The organism is Rheinheimera sp. NSM (assembly GCF_052380015.1).
Taxonomy (GTDB): Bacteria; Pseudomonadota; Gammaproteobacteria; order Enterobacterales; family Alteromonadaceae; genus Alishewanella.
The window spans coordinates 1052938-1069244 of sequence record NZ_JBQTCI010000001.1 but is presented as its reverse complement, the minus strand read 5'-3'; the positions used below and the strand labels follow the sequence as shown (position 1 = coordinate 1069244).

The 16307-nt window shown below is 50.7% G+C and carries 14 protein-coding genes; 3 read left to right on the top strand and 11 right to left on the bottom strand.

Features of this window, described 5'->3' with window-relative positions; all coding sequences use genetic code 11:
- The first annotated feature begins 87 nt into the window (after window positions 1–87).
- Entirely contained in the window at window positions 88–261 is a 174-nt protein-coding gene (locus ACTZWV_RS04730) for a DUF3545 family protein (RefSeq protein WP_134051760.1), read from the top strand.
- 48 nt (window positions 262–309) lie between these two features.
- On the opposite strand, the gene ung is transcribed toward ACTZWV_RS04730, so the two are convergent.
- The 5 genes from ung to ACTZWV_RS04705 form a co-directional block, all read right to left on the bottom strand.
- A complete protein-coding gene (gene ung, locus ACTZWV_RS04725) occupies window positions 310–966 on the bottom strand; it encodes a uracil-DNA glycosylase (RefSeq protein WP_444785430.1) in 657 nt (218 codons plus the stop codon).
- A complete protein-coding gene (thrC, locus tag ACTZWV_RS04720) occupies window positions 966–2249 on the bottom strand; it encodes a threonine synthase (RefSeq protein WP_444785429.1) in 1284 nt (427 codons plus the stop codon). Before thrC ends, ung begins: the two co-directional genes overlap by 1 nt.
- 9 nt (window positions 2250–2258) lie before the next feature.
- Window positions 2259–3227: a homoserine kinase gene (gene thrB, locus ACTZWV_RS04715; protein WP_444785428.1), complete on the bottom strand. Its 969-nt coding sequence runs from the start codon at window positions 3225–3227 to the stop codon at window positions 2259–2261.
- Between the two features lie 5 nt (window positions 3228–3232).
- Entirely contained in the window at window positions 3233–5692 is a 2460-nt protein-coding gene (thrA, locus tag ACTZWV_RS04710) for a bifunctional aspartate kinase/homoserine dehydrogenase I (RefSeq protein WP_444785427.1), read from the bottom strand.
- Window positions 5693–5961: 269 nt separating this feature from the next.
- On the bottom strand, window positions 5962–6327 hold the full coding sequence (locus tag ACTZWV_RS04705) for a response regulator (protein WP_444785426.1): 366 nt from the start codon (window positions 6325–6327) through the stop codon (window positions 5962–5964).
- Between the two features lie 185 nt (window positions 6328–6512).
- Between ACTZWV_RS04705 and ACTZWV_RS04700 the strand changes: the two genes are divergently transcribed.
- Window positions 6513–8261, top strand: a complete 1749-nt coding sequence (locus tag ACTZWV_RS04700; RefSeq protein WP_444785425.1) for an ATP-binding protein — start codon at window positions 6513–6515, stop codon at window positions 8259–8261.
- Between the two features lie 44 nt (window positions 8262–8305).
- The gene (locus ACTZWV_RS04695; protein ID WP_444785424.1) at window positions 8306–9205 is read left to right on the top strand and encodes a recombination-associated protein RdgC; all 900 of its coding nucleotides are present in this window, start codon (window positions 8306–8308) and stop codon (window positions 9203–9205) included.
- Between the two features lie 3 nt (window positions 9206–9208).
- On the opposite strand, the gene ACTZWV_RS04690 is transcribed toward ACTZWV_RS04695, so the two are convergent.
- The 6 genes from ACTZWV_RS04690 to ACTZWV_RS04665 form a co-directional block, all read right to left on the bottom strand.
- Window positions 9209–10051 carry an HDOD domain-containing protein gene (locus ACTZWV_RS04690; RefSeq protein ID WP_305552582.1) on the bottom strand — a complete coding sequence of 281 codons (843 nt, stop codon included), beginning with the start codon at window positions 10049–10051 and terminating at the stop codon, window positions 9209–9211.
- A gap of 24 nt (window positions 10052–10075) precedes the next feature.
- Window positions 10076–12736: an ATP-binding protein gene (locus tag ACTZWV_RS04685; protein WP_444785423.1), complete on the bottom strand. Its 2661-nt coding sequence runs from the start codon at window positions 12734–12736 to the stop codon at window positions 10076–10078.
- An 88-nt stretch (window positions 12737–12824) separates the two neighbouring features.
- On the bottom strand, window positions 12825–13682 hold the full coding sequence (locus tag ACTZWV_RS04680; protein WP_444785422.1) for an MBL fold metallo-hydrolase: 858 nt from the start codon (window positions 13680–13682) through the stop codon (window positions 12825–12827).
- Between the two features lie 6 nt (window positions 13683–13688).
- Window positions 13689–14978: an NCS2 family permease gene (locus tag ACTZWV_RS04675; protein WP_444785421.1), complete on the bottom strand. Its 1290-nt coding sequence runs from the start codon at window positions 14976–14978 to the stop codon at window positions 13689–13691.
- Between the two features lie 73 nt (window positions 14979–15051).
- Window positions 15052–15264 (bottom strand): (Na+)-NQR maturation NqrM, encoded by a 213-nt coding sequence (gene nqrM / locus ACTZWV_RS04670; RefSeq protein WP_173499249.1) that lies wholly within the window; start codon window positions 15262–15264, stop codon window positions 15052–15054.
- 10 nt (window positions 15265–15274) lie between these two features.
- Window positions 15275–16300, bottom strand: a complete 1026-nt coding sequence (locus ACTZWV_RS04665) for an FAD:protein FMN transferase (protein WP_444785420.1) — start codon at window positions 16298–16300, stop codon at window positions 15275–15277.
- Between the last annotated feature and the right edge of the window lie 7 nt (window positions 16301–16307).

Sequence of the window (16307 nt, the reverse complement as noted above, 5' to 3'; positions counted from 1 at the left end):
GTTGTTTTATTTTCAGGCAAATTGTGGTAAATCCTTTGTTGAAAATAACAACAACTATTAAAGAACAACTATCAGAGAGGCCAAACTATGGAAAGCTTCGAAGACTTACTGAATATGTTGGAACGCCCTGCCGCCAAACCTCGTGCGGTAAAGCGTAAATGGCGCGAAATAGAACAGTTGAAAGAGCGCCAGCGCCTGAAAAAGGAGCTGAGCGACATCGACTGGACCATTGAACCGGAACTGGCTGATATCGAATTGTAACAAAACGCCCGCTGGCAACAGCGGGCGTTTTTTGCTTTGGCGGCTCAGTTACACCTGCCAGGTAATCGGGGTTTTACCCTGCTTAACCAGCAGCTCGTTTGCCTGTTTAAAGTGGCCACAGCCGAGAAAACCACGATGTGCCGACAGGGGTGACGGATGCGGTGCTTCCAGCACAAAATGGCGTTGCCGGTCTATCAGGCGGCCCTTTTTCTGCGCGTGCGAACCCCAAAGTAAAAATACGATGCCCTGACACTGTGCGCTGATTTGTGCAATCACCTTATCGGTAAACTGCTCCCAGCCTAAATGGCGGTGCGAGTTAGCTTGAGTTGCTACCACGGTAAGTACCGTATTAAGCAGCAGCACGCCCTGCTTTGCCCACGCCTCCAGGCAGCCATGCGCCGGGATCTGAAAGTCAGCATATTCCAGTGCCAGCTCTTTATACATATTTTGCAGTGACGGCGGCGTGCGCACCCCGGGGCGAACTGAAAACGCCAAACCATGCGCCTGGTTCGGCCCGTGGTAAGGGTCTTGCCCCAGGATCACCACCTTAAGGTTGTCCAACTCCGTCAGTTTAAAAGCATTAAACACGTCCGCTTCCGGCGGGTAGATCACCTGGCCTGCCAGCCGCGCTTGTTTCACCTGCTCCAGCGTAGCAAGAAAATATGGCTCGGTTTTCTCCTGCCCTAATAACTGCTGCCACGACATCAGGCTTGCTCCAGCTTCAGCAATTCCTGCTGCAACACGGCAAAGTCGGCCGGAATATCTTTGCTTAGCCCCTGCTCCGCTGCGCAGCGCGCTAAGGCCTCGGGCAGCGCTATCGGCGTACCGAGAATGTTTTCGACCTGCTCTTTAAATTTGGCCGGATGGGCAGTACCAAGGAAAATACCGTATTCGCCCGGCAGCAAGCTGCGTTTTAAAGCCTTGTAAGCCACGGCCGCATGCGGCTCGCTTAAATAACCCAGTTGTGACAGTTGACGCACGCCAAGCACCGTGTCATCTTCATCTACCATCACCGCTTCAATGTCATCACGGCTGATCACGCCTTGCGCCAGCAAGGCTTCAACCCGTGGCCAGTTATTCGGTGCCGCCACATCCATCGCATTCGATAAGGTGGCTACTGTGGTTTTCGGCTGCCAGTCGCCGCTGCGCCAATAGCGCGGCACAGTATCATTAGCATTAGTGGCCGCTACCATCCGTTTAATTGGCAGGCCCAGTGCCTTAGCAATTAAGCCGGCGGTTAAATTACCGAAGTTACCGCTGGGTACAGCAATCACCACCTGATCCCGCTTATCTGCCGGCACTTGCGCCACCGCTTCAAAGTAATAACAAATTTGCGCAAACAAGCGGCTGATATTGATGGAGTTGGCCGAATTAATGCTGAGCTTATCCACCAGTGCTTTATGATCAAATACTTGCTTTACCAACGCCTGACACTGGTCAAAATCGCCGTCTACCGCCAGGGTAGTGATATTTTCACCTAAGGTGGTAAACAGCTTTTCCTGCAACGGGCTTATCTTGCCTTTCGGGAATAAAATAACCACCTGTACACCGGGCTGGCGATAAAACGCATGCGCTACAGCGGCCCCGGTGTCGCCCGAGGTGGCGGTAACAATAGTGGTTTTTTTACCGGCCTGTGCTTTAGCCAGGGCTTGTGCCATAAAACGGCCGCCGAAGTCTTTAAAGGCCAATGTCGGGCCATGAAACAACTCCAGGCAAGCCACGTCATCCGCCACCGGCACCAACGGTGCAGGGAAGGTAAAGGCGTTGCTGACCATCGCACTTAGCTCTGCCGCGCTTAGCTCATCGCCAATCAGTGCCTGCAAAATGGCACTGCTGCGCTCCACCAGCGACATGTTCAGCAGCGCTGCGATATCCGGCTTTGGCCAGCTGGTGGGGAAAAACAACCCTTGGTCGCGGCCCAAGCCCTGGCGTACTGCCTGTAAAAAACTTACCTGCTCAGCAGGCACTTTAATATTGGTTAACAACATGCGTAATTCCTACAGCGCCCTGGCGCCGGCTAATGACAAGCGACAAATGTGTGTGGTCGCGTCCTGATTCTTTTCATAATGCCGTGATAAATAATCAGCGGCAAGCTGCGCCTGCGCATCATCACGACATAAGGCAAATAACGTCGGGCCGGCACCGGAGATCCCCAGATGCAAAATGCCCTGCTCTGCCAGCGCAGCTCTGATAGCCGGTAACTCCGGCAGTAACGGCGTGCGCGCCGGCTCGGCCACCAAATCCTGCAGGGCTGCGGCAGCATCATCTTCATCCTGCGCATACATGGCACTGACAAAGCGGCTTAACATACCGGCAAAAGCAATGCTGTGCGCCAGAGTCAGTTGCTGCGGCAATACGGCGCGGGCAGCTTTAGTCGACAGCACAGTGCCCGGGTAGCTTAACACCACACGCCAATGCTCAAACCACGGCAGGCTGCGGCAAATGGCGGCGCTTTGCGGCAACATCAGTTGTAAACCGCCAAAGTACGAAGGCGCTACATTGTCGTAATGTACACTGCCGCTGACGCCACCTTCGGCTTGCGCCATCAGTTGCAGCAATTCAGCTTGCGCTAACGGCTGGCCAAAGTAATCGTTAAAGGCATAACAGGCCACCACTATAGAACAAGCGCTGGAACCCAGGCCACTGCCCACCGGCAAATTTTTATGCAGCCGCAGCGCTAAGCGCGGCAGCGTACGGCCCACTTTTTGTTCAAAGGCATAAAAGCAGCTCAGCACCAGGTTATCATTGCTGTTTTGCGGCAACTGATGCACATAGCGGCCGACAATATCCAGGCTAAGCTCAGCTTGCTCAGCGACAATGTCCAGCACGTCGCCAAATAATTCACCGCTTAGCGGCTCAAAAGCCGCACCGAGCAAATCAAAGCCAACCGAGAAATTGCCGGTTGAAGCTGGGGCATAATAACGTTTCAGGTGATCCGCACGGACTAATTCAGAAGTTTGCTGCATCGTTACTACACCTGTTGTTGCCAGCTAAGGGTGCGCATAATATCGCTGAACACCCCGGCAGAGGTTACCGCGGCACCGGCACCATAACCACGCAGCACAAACGGGATCGGCTGGTAATAGCGGGTATGAATGGCCAGCGCGTTCTCACCGTCTTTCACCTTCGCCAGCGGATGTTCCGCATCCAGCGCCTTTATCGCCACCCTGCATTTACCGTCGACGATTTCGCCGATATAGCGCAGTACCTTGCCTTCGGCTTTCGCTGCGGCAATGCGTTTGACAAAGGCCGCATCTAACTGCGGCAATTGCGCGATAAACTCATCCACCGTAGCGCCGGCAGCAAAGTCACGTGGTAGCACCGACTCCACCTCTACATCACTGAGCTCCAGCGTCATGCCGGCTTCACGGGCCAGAATTAATAATTTGCGCGCCACATCCATGCCGGATAAATCATCCCGCGGGTCCGGCTCGGTGAAGCCCAGCGCTTTAGCCTTTTTCGTCACATCCGATAAGGCGACACCCTGCTCCAGCTCACCAAACATATAAGATAAAGAGCCGGATAAAATACCTTCAAAGGCCAGCAGCTCGTCGCCGGCATTGAGTAGGCCCTGCAAGGTATCAATCACCGGTAAACCGGCGCCCACGGTAGTTTCATACAGAAAACGCCGCCGGTTTTGCTGTGCCAGTTGCCGCAACTGCTGGTAATAAGCCAAAGACGCGGTATTGGCTTTTTTGTTTGGCGTAACTACATGGAAACCGGCCGCGAGAAAATCAGCATACTGCGCCGCCACCTGCTCTGAGCTGGTGCAATCAACCAGTACCGGGTTAGTCAGGTGCTGTTGCTGCACAAATTGGCTGAGCAACTCCACCGAAAACGGCGCTTTTGCCTGTGCCAGCTGTGACTGCCAGTTTGCTAAGTCGATGCCATCGTTCTGTAATAAGGTCGCCGAGCTGTTGGCAATACCGTAGACATTCAGCTTTACCTGACGGCTGTGTAAAAACGCCTGTTGGCGCTGAATTTGCGCCAGCAGCTCACTGCCCACCACACCGCAGCCAACCAAAAACACATCAATGCTAGGGATATGGCTGAAAAAGTTTTCATGACATACCTTTACTGCATTTTTACAGGCGGCCTGCTCGATAACAGCAGAAATAGAGCGCTCGCTGCTGTCCTGAGCGATGGCGACCACGTTGACCCGCGCTTGGGCTAAGGAGGCAAAAAACTTGGCGGCTACGCCACGGTGCTGTCGCATGCCATCACCAACCAGGCTGACAATTGCCATATCAGATAAAATGCTCAGCTCGCGCAATAAACCGGTTTGCAGCTCCAGTTCAAACTCCTGCTGCAGCGCTTTTTTTGCTGCAGCTAAATGCAGCTGTGGTACACAGAAGCTGATGCTGAACTCAGACGATGACTGGGTAATTAAACTGACCGAAATTTGTGCCCGCGCCATCGAAGCAAATACGCGGCTGGCCATCCCGACTACGCCTTTTAAACCGGGGCCGGATACTGTGATCAGCGCCAGATGCTCGAGGCTGGAAATACCTTTTACCAACGCATCACCCTCACCGTTGTTGTCGATACAGGTGCCTGGCGCCGCCGGGTTAAGCGTATTTTTGATATAGCAGGGAATATTGTAACGTGCCAGCGGGCCTATGGTTTTCGGGTGCAGTACCTTGGCACCAAAATATGACAACTCCATCGCCTCGTCGTACGACAGTTTATCAATCAGTTTGGCGTTTTTTACCTGGCGCGGATCAGCACTGTACACACCATCGACATCGGTCCAAATTTCGCAGGCTGCAGCACGGATACTGGCTGCGACTATAGCGCCGGAATAATCAGAGCCATTGCGGCCCAATAAACAGGTTTCGCCCTGAGCATTGCTGGAAACAAAACCGGCAATCACATATACCTGAGCGCTGTGGCTGGCAATGGCGTGTTGTAAGGTTTGCTCTGAGGCGGCAATATCGGCGCTGGCATTTAAATAGTCGCCGCTGCTTTTTACCAGGCTGATGGCATCCAGCGCCACGGTTTGCAACTGCTTGGCATTTAACAACGCCGTCATCAGCGCTACACTGAATTGCTCACCCAAGCCCAGGATCTGCGCTTTTATATGGTCCGGGCAATGCCGCAACAGCTGAATCCCGGTAAGTTGTGCCTGTAATTGTGTCAGCTGCGCCTCTGCTACCTGCTGTAAACCAGCCAGCTCTGCTGAGGGAAACAACTGCGCCGCTTCAGATGCCAGCGCCTGATAGCGGTCAGCCAACTGCTTGAGCAACGCACTGAAATCAGATCCCAGATAAGCCAAATCGGTCAGCTCAACCAAGGTGTTGGTCACCCCTTGCGGCGCTGACAACACCAGACAAATACGGTCGGTGGTTGTCAGTTGTTGCACTATTTGTGCAACCCCGGCAAAACGGTCAACTGATGCCAGCGACGAACCGCCAAATTTGAGCACCCTCATGTTAAAACTCCTTGCGCATTAATTACTGTAGTGGTCAGTTATCGCGACTCTTTGTTGGTTTTTTAGTGGCTCTGAAATAACAGAGCCAAAAAAAAGACCCGTGACATTTGAGGTCACGGGTCTTTTTTAAGACAACACACCGCCGACCTCCTACCCCGAAGGGTTGGTGGTAATAATAATGGTGGTGAGTACAGTCGTTTTTATTTTCATGGCATTCACTATGCACAGACTTATAGACGTCTGTCAACGGCTAATTTTGTTGTCGGGGTTTAAATTAAACCATACTTATTCATCACAGCCGCCAGCTTCTCTGCAGAAGCCGGTTTATGCACAAAAGCCAAAGCCCCTAATTCGGTAACACGCTTTTGCATTTCCGGTTGAATATCTGCCGACACCACGATAACAAAACAATCTATGGCCTCGGCTTTTATCGCCTCAAGTACCCCTATGCCATCCAGCTCCGGCATGGTCAAGTCGAGAAAAACCACACCAATATCTTGAGAGCGCAACAAATCAATAGCTTCCAGGCCGTTGCTGGCAGTAACAATAGTGGCATCAAAATCAACCGGAAGGGATTTTTTCAACTGATTACGTGCCAGCAGGGAGTCATCACAAATTAACGCAGTGAACGCCATGTACTACAGCCTTTAATTGTTGTGCTTTTTGACACGGTTTGGTTAAAAAATATATACAGCACACTACTATAAAGCAATATCTGCGCTATAAATAGCTCAGATCCACTCAGGCTATTTGCAAACTGCCGGTTATTGGTTATGGTAGTGTGATAAGCAAAAATCATCTCGTCACACAAGGCTACTTCATGCAGCGTAGAAGCTTATCCCGTAAGCTGTTAACCAAAGTTTTGTCAGTGTATTTTATTCTGACCTTCGTGGTAACGCTGGGGCAAATTGTTGCGGAATACTTTAATACCAAAAACCATATTAATGGCGAGCTGGAAACGCTGCAGCAAACCTTTTCCGGCAGCCTGACACGGGCCATTTGGGAGTTAAACACCCAGCAAGCGTTAATTATTGCCGATGGCTTACTGGCGATCCCGGCCATTGAAGGTATTATCGTGCGTGACGACAGCGGCGCCGTTATTACCCAACTGGGCCGTTACCTTAATATTCAGGAACGTTTCAGCACCCAACTGGTGCGTGAAGGCGTACGCCTGACAGAGCAACAATCCGGTATTTTCGGTTACACCTTTCCGCTGATCTTTGAGTTTTCCGGCCGCGCCACCCAGGTCGGCGATGTCACGCTGTTTTCCAGCCGCGCCGTGGTAATAGACCGGATAAAAGTGGGCATTTACTTCCTGGTCGGTAATGCCATGTTAAAAACCACTTTTCTAATCATTCTGTTTTTATTGGCCTTTCGCAAACAACTTACCTTGCCGCTGACAGAGCTAACGCAGCAAATTGAAGATCTGGAGCTGGATCAACTCGACGGCGCCAAAGTAGAAATTCAGCATGACGACACCTCAGAGCTGAGTGTAATGGCGGATGCCTTCAACCGCTTGATCAGCCGGGTGCAGGATTACAAAACCCAGTTGGAAACCACACAAAAGCAGCTGATGTTGTCGAATGAAAAACTGGACCAGCAAAACCTGATGCTGGAGCAGGAAGTGGCGCGTAAAACGTCCGGCTTAAGCCAGGCTATGATGGACTTACAACAACAAAAGCAAGAGTTAGAAGTAAAACAGCAAAGCTTGCGTGAGGAAATAGAACGCCGCCGTCACACTGAAGATGCCCTGCGCAGCAAACAAACCGAGCTGGAAAAAATTGTTGATGATCTAAAGCAAGCACAAGACCGGCTGGTACAGTCAGAGAAAATGGCCGCACTTGGCGGTCTGGTTGCCGGTATTACTCATGAAGTAAATACCCCGGTAGGTATTGGTGTTACCGCCACCAGCTTCCTTGCTGAGAAAATAAGCACCCTGGCGCAAGCCTATAAAGATAAAACCTTGTCGCCAAAAAATCTGGAGCATTTTATTGAAGAGGCGACCCAAGGCGCCGAGCTGTTACAGTCTAATTTAATTCGTGCATCTGAGCTTATTGCCAGCTTTAAGCAAATTGCCGTAGACCAAACCAGCGAAGCGGTTCGCACTATTAACCTGGCAGACTACCTGCACGAAGTGATCCGCTCACTACAGCCCAACTTTAAGAAAACCCGCCATCAAATTGAAGTAAATTGTCCGGATAACATTATGCTGAACTGCCCGGCGGGGGCGATATCACAAATCTTTACCAACCTGCTGATGAACTCGTTAATTCACGCCTTTGAAGATATTACAGAAGGCCAGATCCGCATTACCGTATTAGATGAAGATGACAATGTTGACATCAAGTACAGTGACAATGGCAAAGGACTGACTCCGGAGCAGTTAGAAAAACTATTCCATCCGTTTTTTACTACTAAGCGCGATCAGGGCGGCAGCGGTTTGGGTACGCATATTACCTATAATCTGGTGCGCCAGACGCTGGGCGGCAGCATTACTGTCAGCAGCGAGCCGGGCAAGGGTCTGCATTACCATATTTGCTTTCCAAAAAATCTGAAAATTCCGACCTGATCCACGTTATACTGCCGGTCGGTTTTTTTCGATTTGAGTGAATTATGTGGTTTAAAAATGTTCGCGTTTATAAGCTCAGCGCCCCCCTGAGCACCGATGTTGCGGCTTGGGAACAAGCCTTGGCTGAATTCAAGTTTACCCCGTTAAGTGCCCAGGAAGCGGTAAAAACCGGCTTCAGCTTTCCGCTGCATCCCAGTATTAAGCAGTATTGCCATGCCTGTGGGCATTTGCAGTTTTTTGCCGTTAAACGCCAGGAAAAAATTCTGCCGGCTGCGGTGATAAATGAAGAAATGCAGCCCAAAGTAGAAGCGATGGAGTTGGAAAAAGGCCGGCCGTTAAGCCGCAAAGAAAAACAAAGCCTGAAAGAAGAGCTGCAACTGAGCCTGTTGCCCAGAGCCTTCAGTCGCTCCTCGCTAACTCAGGGCTACTATGACCCGGAGAACCAGTGGTTAGTGATTAACAGCGGCAGTGCCGGTAAAGCTGAAGATGTACTGGCCCTGCTGCGAAAAGCGTTAGGTTCGTTACCGGCCTTACCCTGGCTGGACAACCATAAGCTGAATGCCAATTTGCAGCTATGGCTGCAAAACAAAGCGCTGCCGCAAGGCTTTGTACAAGGTAGTGATGCTGAGCTAAAAGCGCCGGATGAAGAAGGCGCTAAAGTGAAATTCAGCAATCATTTGCTTACGGCCGATGAAGTGCAAAGCCACCTGCAGGATAAACTGGTTACCAGTATTGGCCTGGAACAAGCCGAAGGTCTGTCACTGCAAATCACTGATGACGGTGCGCTTAAGCGGCTGAAATTTCATGATCTGCTGACCGGGCAAAACGACGAGCTGGGTTGGGAAGATTTAACCGCCAGGCTCGACGCTGATTTACTGCTGATGGCATCAGCATTAAATCTGGCGTTACTCAGCATTAGCCGGCAACTGGCCGCAGCTGAGTAATCTTTAACTGAAGATAGTACGCACATCCTGATATACCGTTTGTATTTCAGGATGCTGCATAAAATCGTCCTGCGGCACCATTTTCATCGCTACATAATATTGTAGCAGCCGTTGCTGCAGTTCTTTATCGGCATAACCGTCTCTGGCAATTACCGCCAGACGGATAAAATCGGTATAACCCGGCCCCGGTTTATCCGGTTGCAGCTTTTTCCATTGCAGTGCCGCCTGATAAAATTCGTCGGCAAAGCCCCAGGCATACAAAATCCGCATGCTGACTTCTGTCGACAGCTTGGTTGCCAATTGGTATAAAAAGCGCGGATCGCCCAATAAGGCCTGCTCCCGCTCCGCCTCAGCAATAACCGGCAAGGCGCCGATATTATGCACCAGGGCAACCAGGGTCATAACGTCTTTGTTCAGGCCACTGCGCGCCTCGCGGCTGTTGTAATACGCCAAACAAGATGCCGCTACACTGGCCACCTGCACGCTGCTTTGCCACAAGGCATCAAGCTGTTGTTGCACCTGCTTATGTTTAGACACAAACACCTGCTCCAACGCCATGGCAATGGCAATATTACGAATTTGACTCAGGCCTATACGGGTAACCGCCTGATTCAATGTATTCACTTTAATGGAGCGGCCCATAAAGGCGCTGTTTGCTACTTTGATCATCCTGGCGGCCAAAGCCGGGTCTTGTGCTATCACATCGGCCATATCCAGCAAGCTGATATCGGCTTCTGCAGAGCGTTGCCGTACTTTTAACGCCACGTCAGGTAAGGTTGGCAGCAGCAGCTTATCCTGCTGTATTTTCTGCTCCAGTATCTGAATTAACTGCTGTTGTGCAGACATAAATCTCCTTGCCGAGGCTGTTAATCATTCAACGCGCGCTGAGGCGTCAACACTGTGCTGCACTATAGTCTGTATTTTCAGCAACAGCTCAGCACAAGTAGCGGTTTGTTCATTATTAGCACAACGTTCCAATTCACCGGCCAGAGTGGTCAGTTCAGGATAGCCCATGCTACCGGCACTACCCTTTAAACTATGTGCAGCAAACGCCAGCTCGCGCCATTGCACGGCATCATAATAACCTTGCAAATCGCTGCACAGAGCCGGCAACTGGGCACTGAATTGTTGCTTCAGTGCCTGCATTTGCGGATCTTGCGCTAACTGCTGCTCTAATAATTCAACCGCCGTTAAAGATGTCTTAGCGCCATATTTGCTTAAGATATTAAGTAAATCGCTCTGCATTACCGGTTTTGGCAGCAAACTTTGGCAGCCGGCGCTTTTATAACGCTCCAGGTCTTCCGTCATCACATTAGCGGTAACCGCGATAACCGGCGTCTCAATACCGGCGTGGCGAATTAAACGTGTGGCTTCTTCTCCGCCCATCAGCGGCATTTGCATATCCATAAAAATCAGGTCAAAGTCTTCTGCCAGGGCACGCTCAACGGCTTTATGGCCATTATCAACCAACACACAGCTGGCGTTGGCTTTGGCCAGCATTAACTTCAACAGCAGTTGGTTATCCGGGTTGTCCTCGGCCACTAAAATATGTAGTTGCTGCGCCGGCGTTTCAGCGGTATCGGAGCATGCCTGGCCGGGCTCTTTACTGAAGCTGTCAATTAACTCAGGTTGCTGCGCGGCGCAGTTAAAATGCAGTTCAAAACAACTGCCGATGCCCTTTACACTTTCTACCTGGATGTCGCCGTCCATCTGTTGCATCAATTTTTTTGAAATACAAAGCCCCAGCCCGGTACCGCCAAAATGCCGGGTGACAGTGGCATCGGCCTGCACAAAAGGCTGAAAAATCCGGCTGAGTTCTTCCGGTGTCATCCCTATACCACTGTCTTTTACTTTAATAGTCAATTGCTGGCGCAGCACCTCATAGGCTACGCTGATCACTATCTTGCCCTTTTTAGTAAACTTTACCGAGTTGCTGGTTAAGTTCAGCAGCACCTGGCGAAAACGCAATGCATCATTGTATAGTTGCAGCGGCAGTGGGAATTGCAGCTCTAAAGTACATTGCAGGCCCTTGGCTTCAGCCTGGCTGCGGGTTAACTGAAACACGTCGTCAATTAACGCCAGACAGTTAAAAGCTTCGTAATTAAGCTCCAGCTTTTCTGCTTCTATTTTAGACAGGTCGAGAATGTCATTGATTAGACCCAATAAATGATCGCCGCTTTTCAGCACCCGCTGTAAGTAGTTTTGCAGTTTCTCATTGTCATGCTCACTTTGTGCCTGCTCAGAAAAGCCGATAATCGCGGTTAACGGCGTGCGGATCTCATGACTCATATTGGCAAGGAACACGCTTTTTAAGCGGTTCGCCTGCTCTGCCGCTTCCCGCGCCAGGATCAACTCCTGGTTTGCGGCAGCTAAATCGTCATTAGCCCGGGCTAAGTCCTGGGTGCGGCGCAGCACCTTGTCTTCCAATTGCTGCTTATAAGCCCGCTCCCGCTCTCGGTACACCCGCAGTTGACGCACCATAACATTGAAGGCGGCAAACATATCACCCAGTTCATCCTGCTTTTTCACTTCCAGCAAGGTAGACAAGTCACCCCGCCCCACCGCCGTTTTAGCCGCGGTTAGTTGTTTAATCGGCTCAAAGACGTTGCGGATCAACAACCAATACACCAGCAAAGGCAAAATCAGGCACACCAATAACGTTAGCAACACCAATACCAGAGACAGCAGCCGTTGTTGACGTAATAATTCCGATTTATCAATACCATACAGTAACTGGTAGGCGCCGGGCAGGCTTTTTCCCAGCAACAAGCGGCTTTGCCCTAATAACAATTCTGTTGAGAAGCTGTCGGCATCGATACTTTGCTGAATGGCACGAAAATTAGTCGGTGCAAAAGCACTGCCAATCAAGGCCATATTATCGGCGTACGTAACCGTGGCTGCCTTGCTGATCAATAAAGTGACACTGTTGGGGGTGTGACGGTAACTGACTACCTGAGCAAATAAATCCGGGTTTACCATAACCACCAGGTAACCCCATAGCCGGCGCGACTCGGTGACCGAACTGGAATACAACTTATGGGCAAAAAACAACTGTAAGGTGCTGCTGGCAGTGTCTTCAGCAAGGAAATAGCCCGCTTCATCCACCTGAGCCTGTAATGAGGAAAAATATTCATTGCGAAAGCGGTTCGGCACGCCGGAATAATCGGCAACCGGTGGTAGTTGCGTTTCGTAGTCGCCGTTCAGGGTAAGCAGCTTTAGGCTGCGGATGCTGCTGTCTGCCTGCATAAAGCGGCTGAATTGTTGCTGCAGTGCGCTAAGCACGTCCGGTTGCGGCTGCTGAATATGTTGTTGCAACAGCGGGCTTTGGGCCAGCATCGCCAGCCGGGTTTGTTGCTGTTGCAAGAATGTCGTTAACTGTAATTGTTGCTGATATAAGGCTTGTTCCACCTCATAATAGGCTTTTTTTTGCAAATGCTGTTTGCTGAATTCGTAGGCCAGATAGCCAAATGCCATTACCGGCAGCACCAGCAATGGCAGCATATAGGCCACCAGAGTTTCGCGTAACCTCATCCTTGACCTGACTCCGCAGTAAAGCCTTGCCGGCTCTGTATATTTTTCATTACTACAGCATAACCAGCATCCGCGCAGGCGACAAGAACTAGTTTATATCGGCATGATACAGCGTCTTAATCCAGCGCTCTTCAGTGATAAAATTCCAGTGCCAACTTTGCCATTGCTCACCCAGGCCTTGCTCTACCGCCTGTTGCTCCGTCATACCAGCGGCTTTATAGCCCTGCACTATGGCCAGGGTTGCTTCCATCATCTCCAGTGAACGCTGCACACCGGCTTTGTCCGTCAGTTGGCCATGGCCCGGGATCACTTGAGTCTGCTCGTTCAACATGCCAATAAGTGTGCGGGTATTGTCGATATAGCCTTTAACCGAGCCACCATTACTGACATCAATAAACGGAAAGCGACCTTCAAACAGTAAATCGCCGAAATGCACTGCATTGGCCTGTTCAAACCAAACCACAATATCACCATCGGTATGGCTTGGCGGCATATAGTTCAGCCTTACAGTTTGACCATTTAAATGTAAGCTAAGTTGGTCACTGAAGGTGGTTTTTGGTAAGCCATTACGCGGAAATTTTGCATCCTGCAACAAGCGGCTTAGCACCTTGTTGTGGGCAATAATATCGATATCTGCTGCCAGCGCACTGTTGCCGCCAACATGATCGCCGTGTAAATGCGTATTCACCAGGGTAGTTAGCGCAGTATTGTTGCTTAACTGCTTTAACTTTGCCTTAATTTTGTCTGCCATTTCGGCATACTGCGCATCAACCAACAGTACTTTATCGCCAGCTATTAAGCTGGCCATATTGCCTCCGGCACCGGACAGCATATACAGGTTGTCTGCCAGTTTAGTTTCCTCTACCTGCACATCTTTAAAGCGGTCTGCCTGTAACGGCGCAGCTGCCAGCAACAATGCCAGCATAGTGGCTAAGCTCAGTTTCATTGGTGATTATCCCCAGATAAATTTGGCCAGAAATACCAGCGCCAATATCCAGACGCTGACAGTAGTGTGTTGCAGCTTACCTGTTAGCAAACATAGCACAGCGTAGCTGATAAACCCCATACCAATACCGTCTGAAATCGAAAACGTCAACGGCATCATAATCAACACAACGCACACCGGTACCGCCTGGATCACCTCGTCCCACTCAACATGCTTCAGGCTGGCAAGCATTAGCGTAGCAACATACAGCAAAGCGCCGGCGCTGGCATAAGATGGCACCATGGCGGCCAGCGGTGAAAACCACAGCGCGGCCAGAAACAATAAGCCGGTGACTACGGCCATTAACCCGGTGCGACCGCCTGCTGCCACACCACTGGTACTTTCTACGTAGCTGGTGGTTGTGGATGTGCCCAGCATAGCACCGGCGATAGTGGCACTGCTGTCTGCGATCAGCGCTTTACTCAGATCCGGCACTGTACCGTTTTTCTGCATTAATCCGGCTTTGTGTGTCACAGCCACCAGGGTGCCGGAGGTGTCAAACAGGTCCAGAAACAGCAGGCTTAGAATAACCGGTAACATGCTGAGCTTTAACGCGGCAGCAAAGTCCAGTTGCATAAAGGTGGGTGTAATAGCCGGCGGCATTGCTACCACGCCGTTAAATTGGCTATCACCAAGCCACCAGGCTAATGCGGTTACCAACAAAATACTGATTAACACCGCACTGTGCCAACCGCGGTGCACCAAAGCAAAAATAATAAAAAAGCCGGCCAGCGCCAGTAACACTTGCGGGCTGTGTAAATCGCCCAGCGTTACCAGCGTAGCCGGGCTGGCCACAATAATATTGGCGGTTTTAAGAGCAATAAGCGCCAGAAACATACCGATACCTGCGGCTATGCCCATCTTCAACGGCAGCGGTATGCTGTTGATAATCCATTCGCGAATTCTAAAAATACTCAACAGCAAAAATAAGCAACCGGAGAAAAACACACAAGCCAGCGCTGTTTGCCAGCTATGGCCCTGCTCCAGCACGATAACGTAAGTGAAGAACGCGTTCAGCCCCATGCCGGGCGCCAGCGCCACCGGTAAATTAGCCAGTAGCCCCATCAACAGACAACCTAACGCCGCCGCCAGGCAGGTGGCGACAAATACTGCGCCCTGGTCCATCCCGGTCTGTGCCAGCATGGCCGGGTTAACAAACAACACATAGGACATCGCCATGAAGGTAGTAAAGCCGGCAACCACTTCGCGTTTTACTGTGGTGCCACGTGACTGTAGCGCAAACAATCTGTCCAGCAAGGTCTGGTGCTCCTGTTAAAGTAGAAAAGCCGGCATCAGGCCGGCTTTAATTATTCTGCTTAAGATATAACGGTCAGATAATTTTATTCTGCTGCCAGAACTTCTCTTTATCCAGCCGTTTCTGTCGTTTTTCACAAGGCTTATCGCAATCGCAGGCCTTTTCAATACCAATTTCGCCTAAGCCACCGCAGCTGCCGGCGATAGTTTTACGTTGCACCAGATAACCGACAGCCATAGCCACAACCACCAGTAAAAACAAACCGAAGGTAAACAAGAAAACCGTCATACAAACTCCGTTATTCGGTTAAGTAAGGTTTAAAAGCAGACGATGTCAGCTCAGTATAGCCATCGTCCGTTTTCACCACCAGCAACGCAGCAATACCATGTTGCTCGGCAAATGCCAGCGCTTCCTTCTCGTTCATCACGTTCAGTGCGGTAGCATAGCCATCTGCTGTCATGCACGACGGGTGCAACACTGTTACGGACACGGTACGGTTGCTAATCGGCTTGCCGCTGCGGGGGTCAAGTAGATGCGAGTAACGTATACCGTCTTCTTCAAAATAGTTGCGGTAATCTCCCGAGGTGGCCACACCCATATTGCCGGGCACCAAAATACGCTGCACCGCACGCTCGGTAGTGACCGGTTTTTCAATCGCAATTTTCCACGGCTGTTGCTCAGGTTTATTGCCCTTCAACCGCATTTCACCGCCTATCTCAACCAGATAATTGTCGATACCGTTTTGCTCCAGCAGCGCAGCAACCTGATCGACGCCAAAACCTTTGGCAATCGTTGATAAGTCTACTGCCAACACCGGCTCTGTTTTGCTTAAACCCTCTGTATTCAATGTTAGCTTGTTATAGCCTACCACTGCACGGGTTTGTTCAATTAACGCATCATCAGGGGCATGCTCTATGCGGCCACGCGCGCCAAAGCCCCACAGTTCAACCAACGGCCCTACGGTAACATCCAACACACCTTGTGTCTGCTGTGCGATGCGCAATGCTTCGGCAACCACAGTGCGCGTTTGACTTGACAGCGGGAATGCACTGCCATCCGCGTGACGATTAAACCGCATCAGTTCCGACTCTGGCCGGTAGGTCGACATTAAATCGTTAACCAGCTCCAGCTCAGCATCAATTTGTTGCTGTAACTGCGTACTGTCTACCGCTGTGTCGCTGTAAAATTTGACCACATAGTAAGTGCCCATAGTATTGCCGTTTAACTGATACTGCTCAGTTACCGGTTTGGCAGGGCTGCAAGAAACTAAAATGGCCAGCCCGATAAGAGCCAGCCAGTTTTTCAGCAAAGAAACACCAGACATAAGAGTT

Bases quoted from the DNA above. Each gene is read 5' to 3' on its own strand.
- ACTZWV_RS04730 (WP_134051760.1), top strand. From the start codon at position 88: ATGGAAAGCTTCGAAGACTTACTGAATATGTTGGAACGCCCTGCCGCC.
- ung (WP_444785430.1), bottom strand. From the start codon at position 966: ATGTCGTGGCAGCAGTTATTAGGGCAGGAGAAAACCGAGCCATATTTT.
- thrC (WP_444785429.1), bottom strand. From the start codon at position 2,249: ATGTTGTTAACCAATATTAAAGTGCCTGCTGAGCAGGTAAGTTTTTTA.
- thrB (WP_444785428.1), bottom strand. From the start codon at position 3,227: ATGCAGCAAACTTCTGAATTAGTCCGTGCGGATCACCTGAAACGTTAT.
- thrA (WP_444785427.1), bottom strand. From the start codon at position 5,692: ATGAGGGTGCTCAAATTTGGCGGTTCGTCGCTGGCATCAGTTGACCGT.
- ACTZWV_RS04705 (WP_444785426.1), bottom strand. From the start codon at position 6,327: ATGGCGTTCACTGCGTTAATTTGTGATGACTCCCTGCTGGCACGTAAT.
- ACTZWV_RS04700 (WP_444785425.1), top strand. From the start codon at position 6,513: ATGCAGCGTAGAAGCTTATCCCGTAAGCTGTTAACCAAAGTTTTGTCA.
- ACTZWV_RS04695 (WP_444785424.1), top strand. From the start codon at position 8,306: ATGTGGTTTAAAAATGTTCGCGTTTATAAGCTCAGCGCCCCCCTGAGC.
- ACTZWV_RS04690 (WP_305552582.1), bottom strand. From the start codon at position 10,051: ATGTCTGCACAACAGCAGTTAATTCAGATACTGGAGCAGAAAATACAG.
- ACTZWV_RS04685 (WP_444785423.1), bottom strand. From the start codon at position 12,736: ATGAGGTTACGCGAAACTCTGGTGGCCTATATGCTGCCATTGCTGGTG.
- ACTZWV_RS04680 (WP_444785422.1), bottom strand. From the start codon at position 13,682: ATGAAACTGAGCTTAGCCACTATGCTGGCATTGTTGCTGGCAGCTGCG.
- nqrM (WP_173499249.1), bottom strand. From the start codon at position 15,264: ATGACGGTTTTCTTGTTTACCTTCGGTTTGTTTTTACTGGTGGTTGTG.
- ACTZWV_RS04665 (WP_444785420.1), bottom strand. From the start codon at position 16,300: ATGTCTGGTGTTTCTTTGCTGAAAAACTGGCTGGCTCTTATCGGGCTG.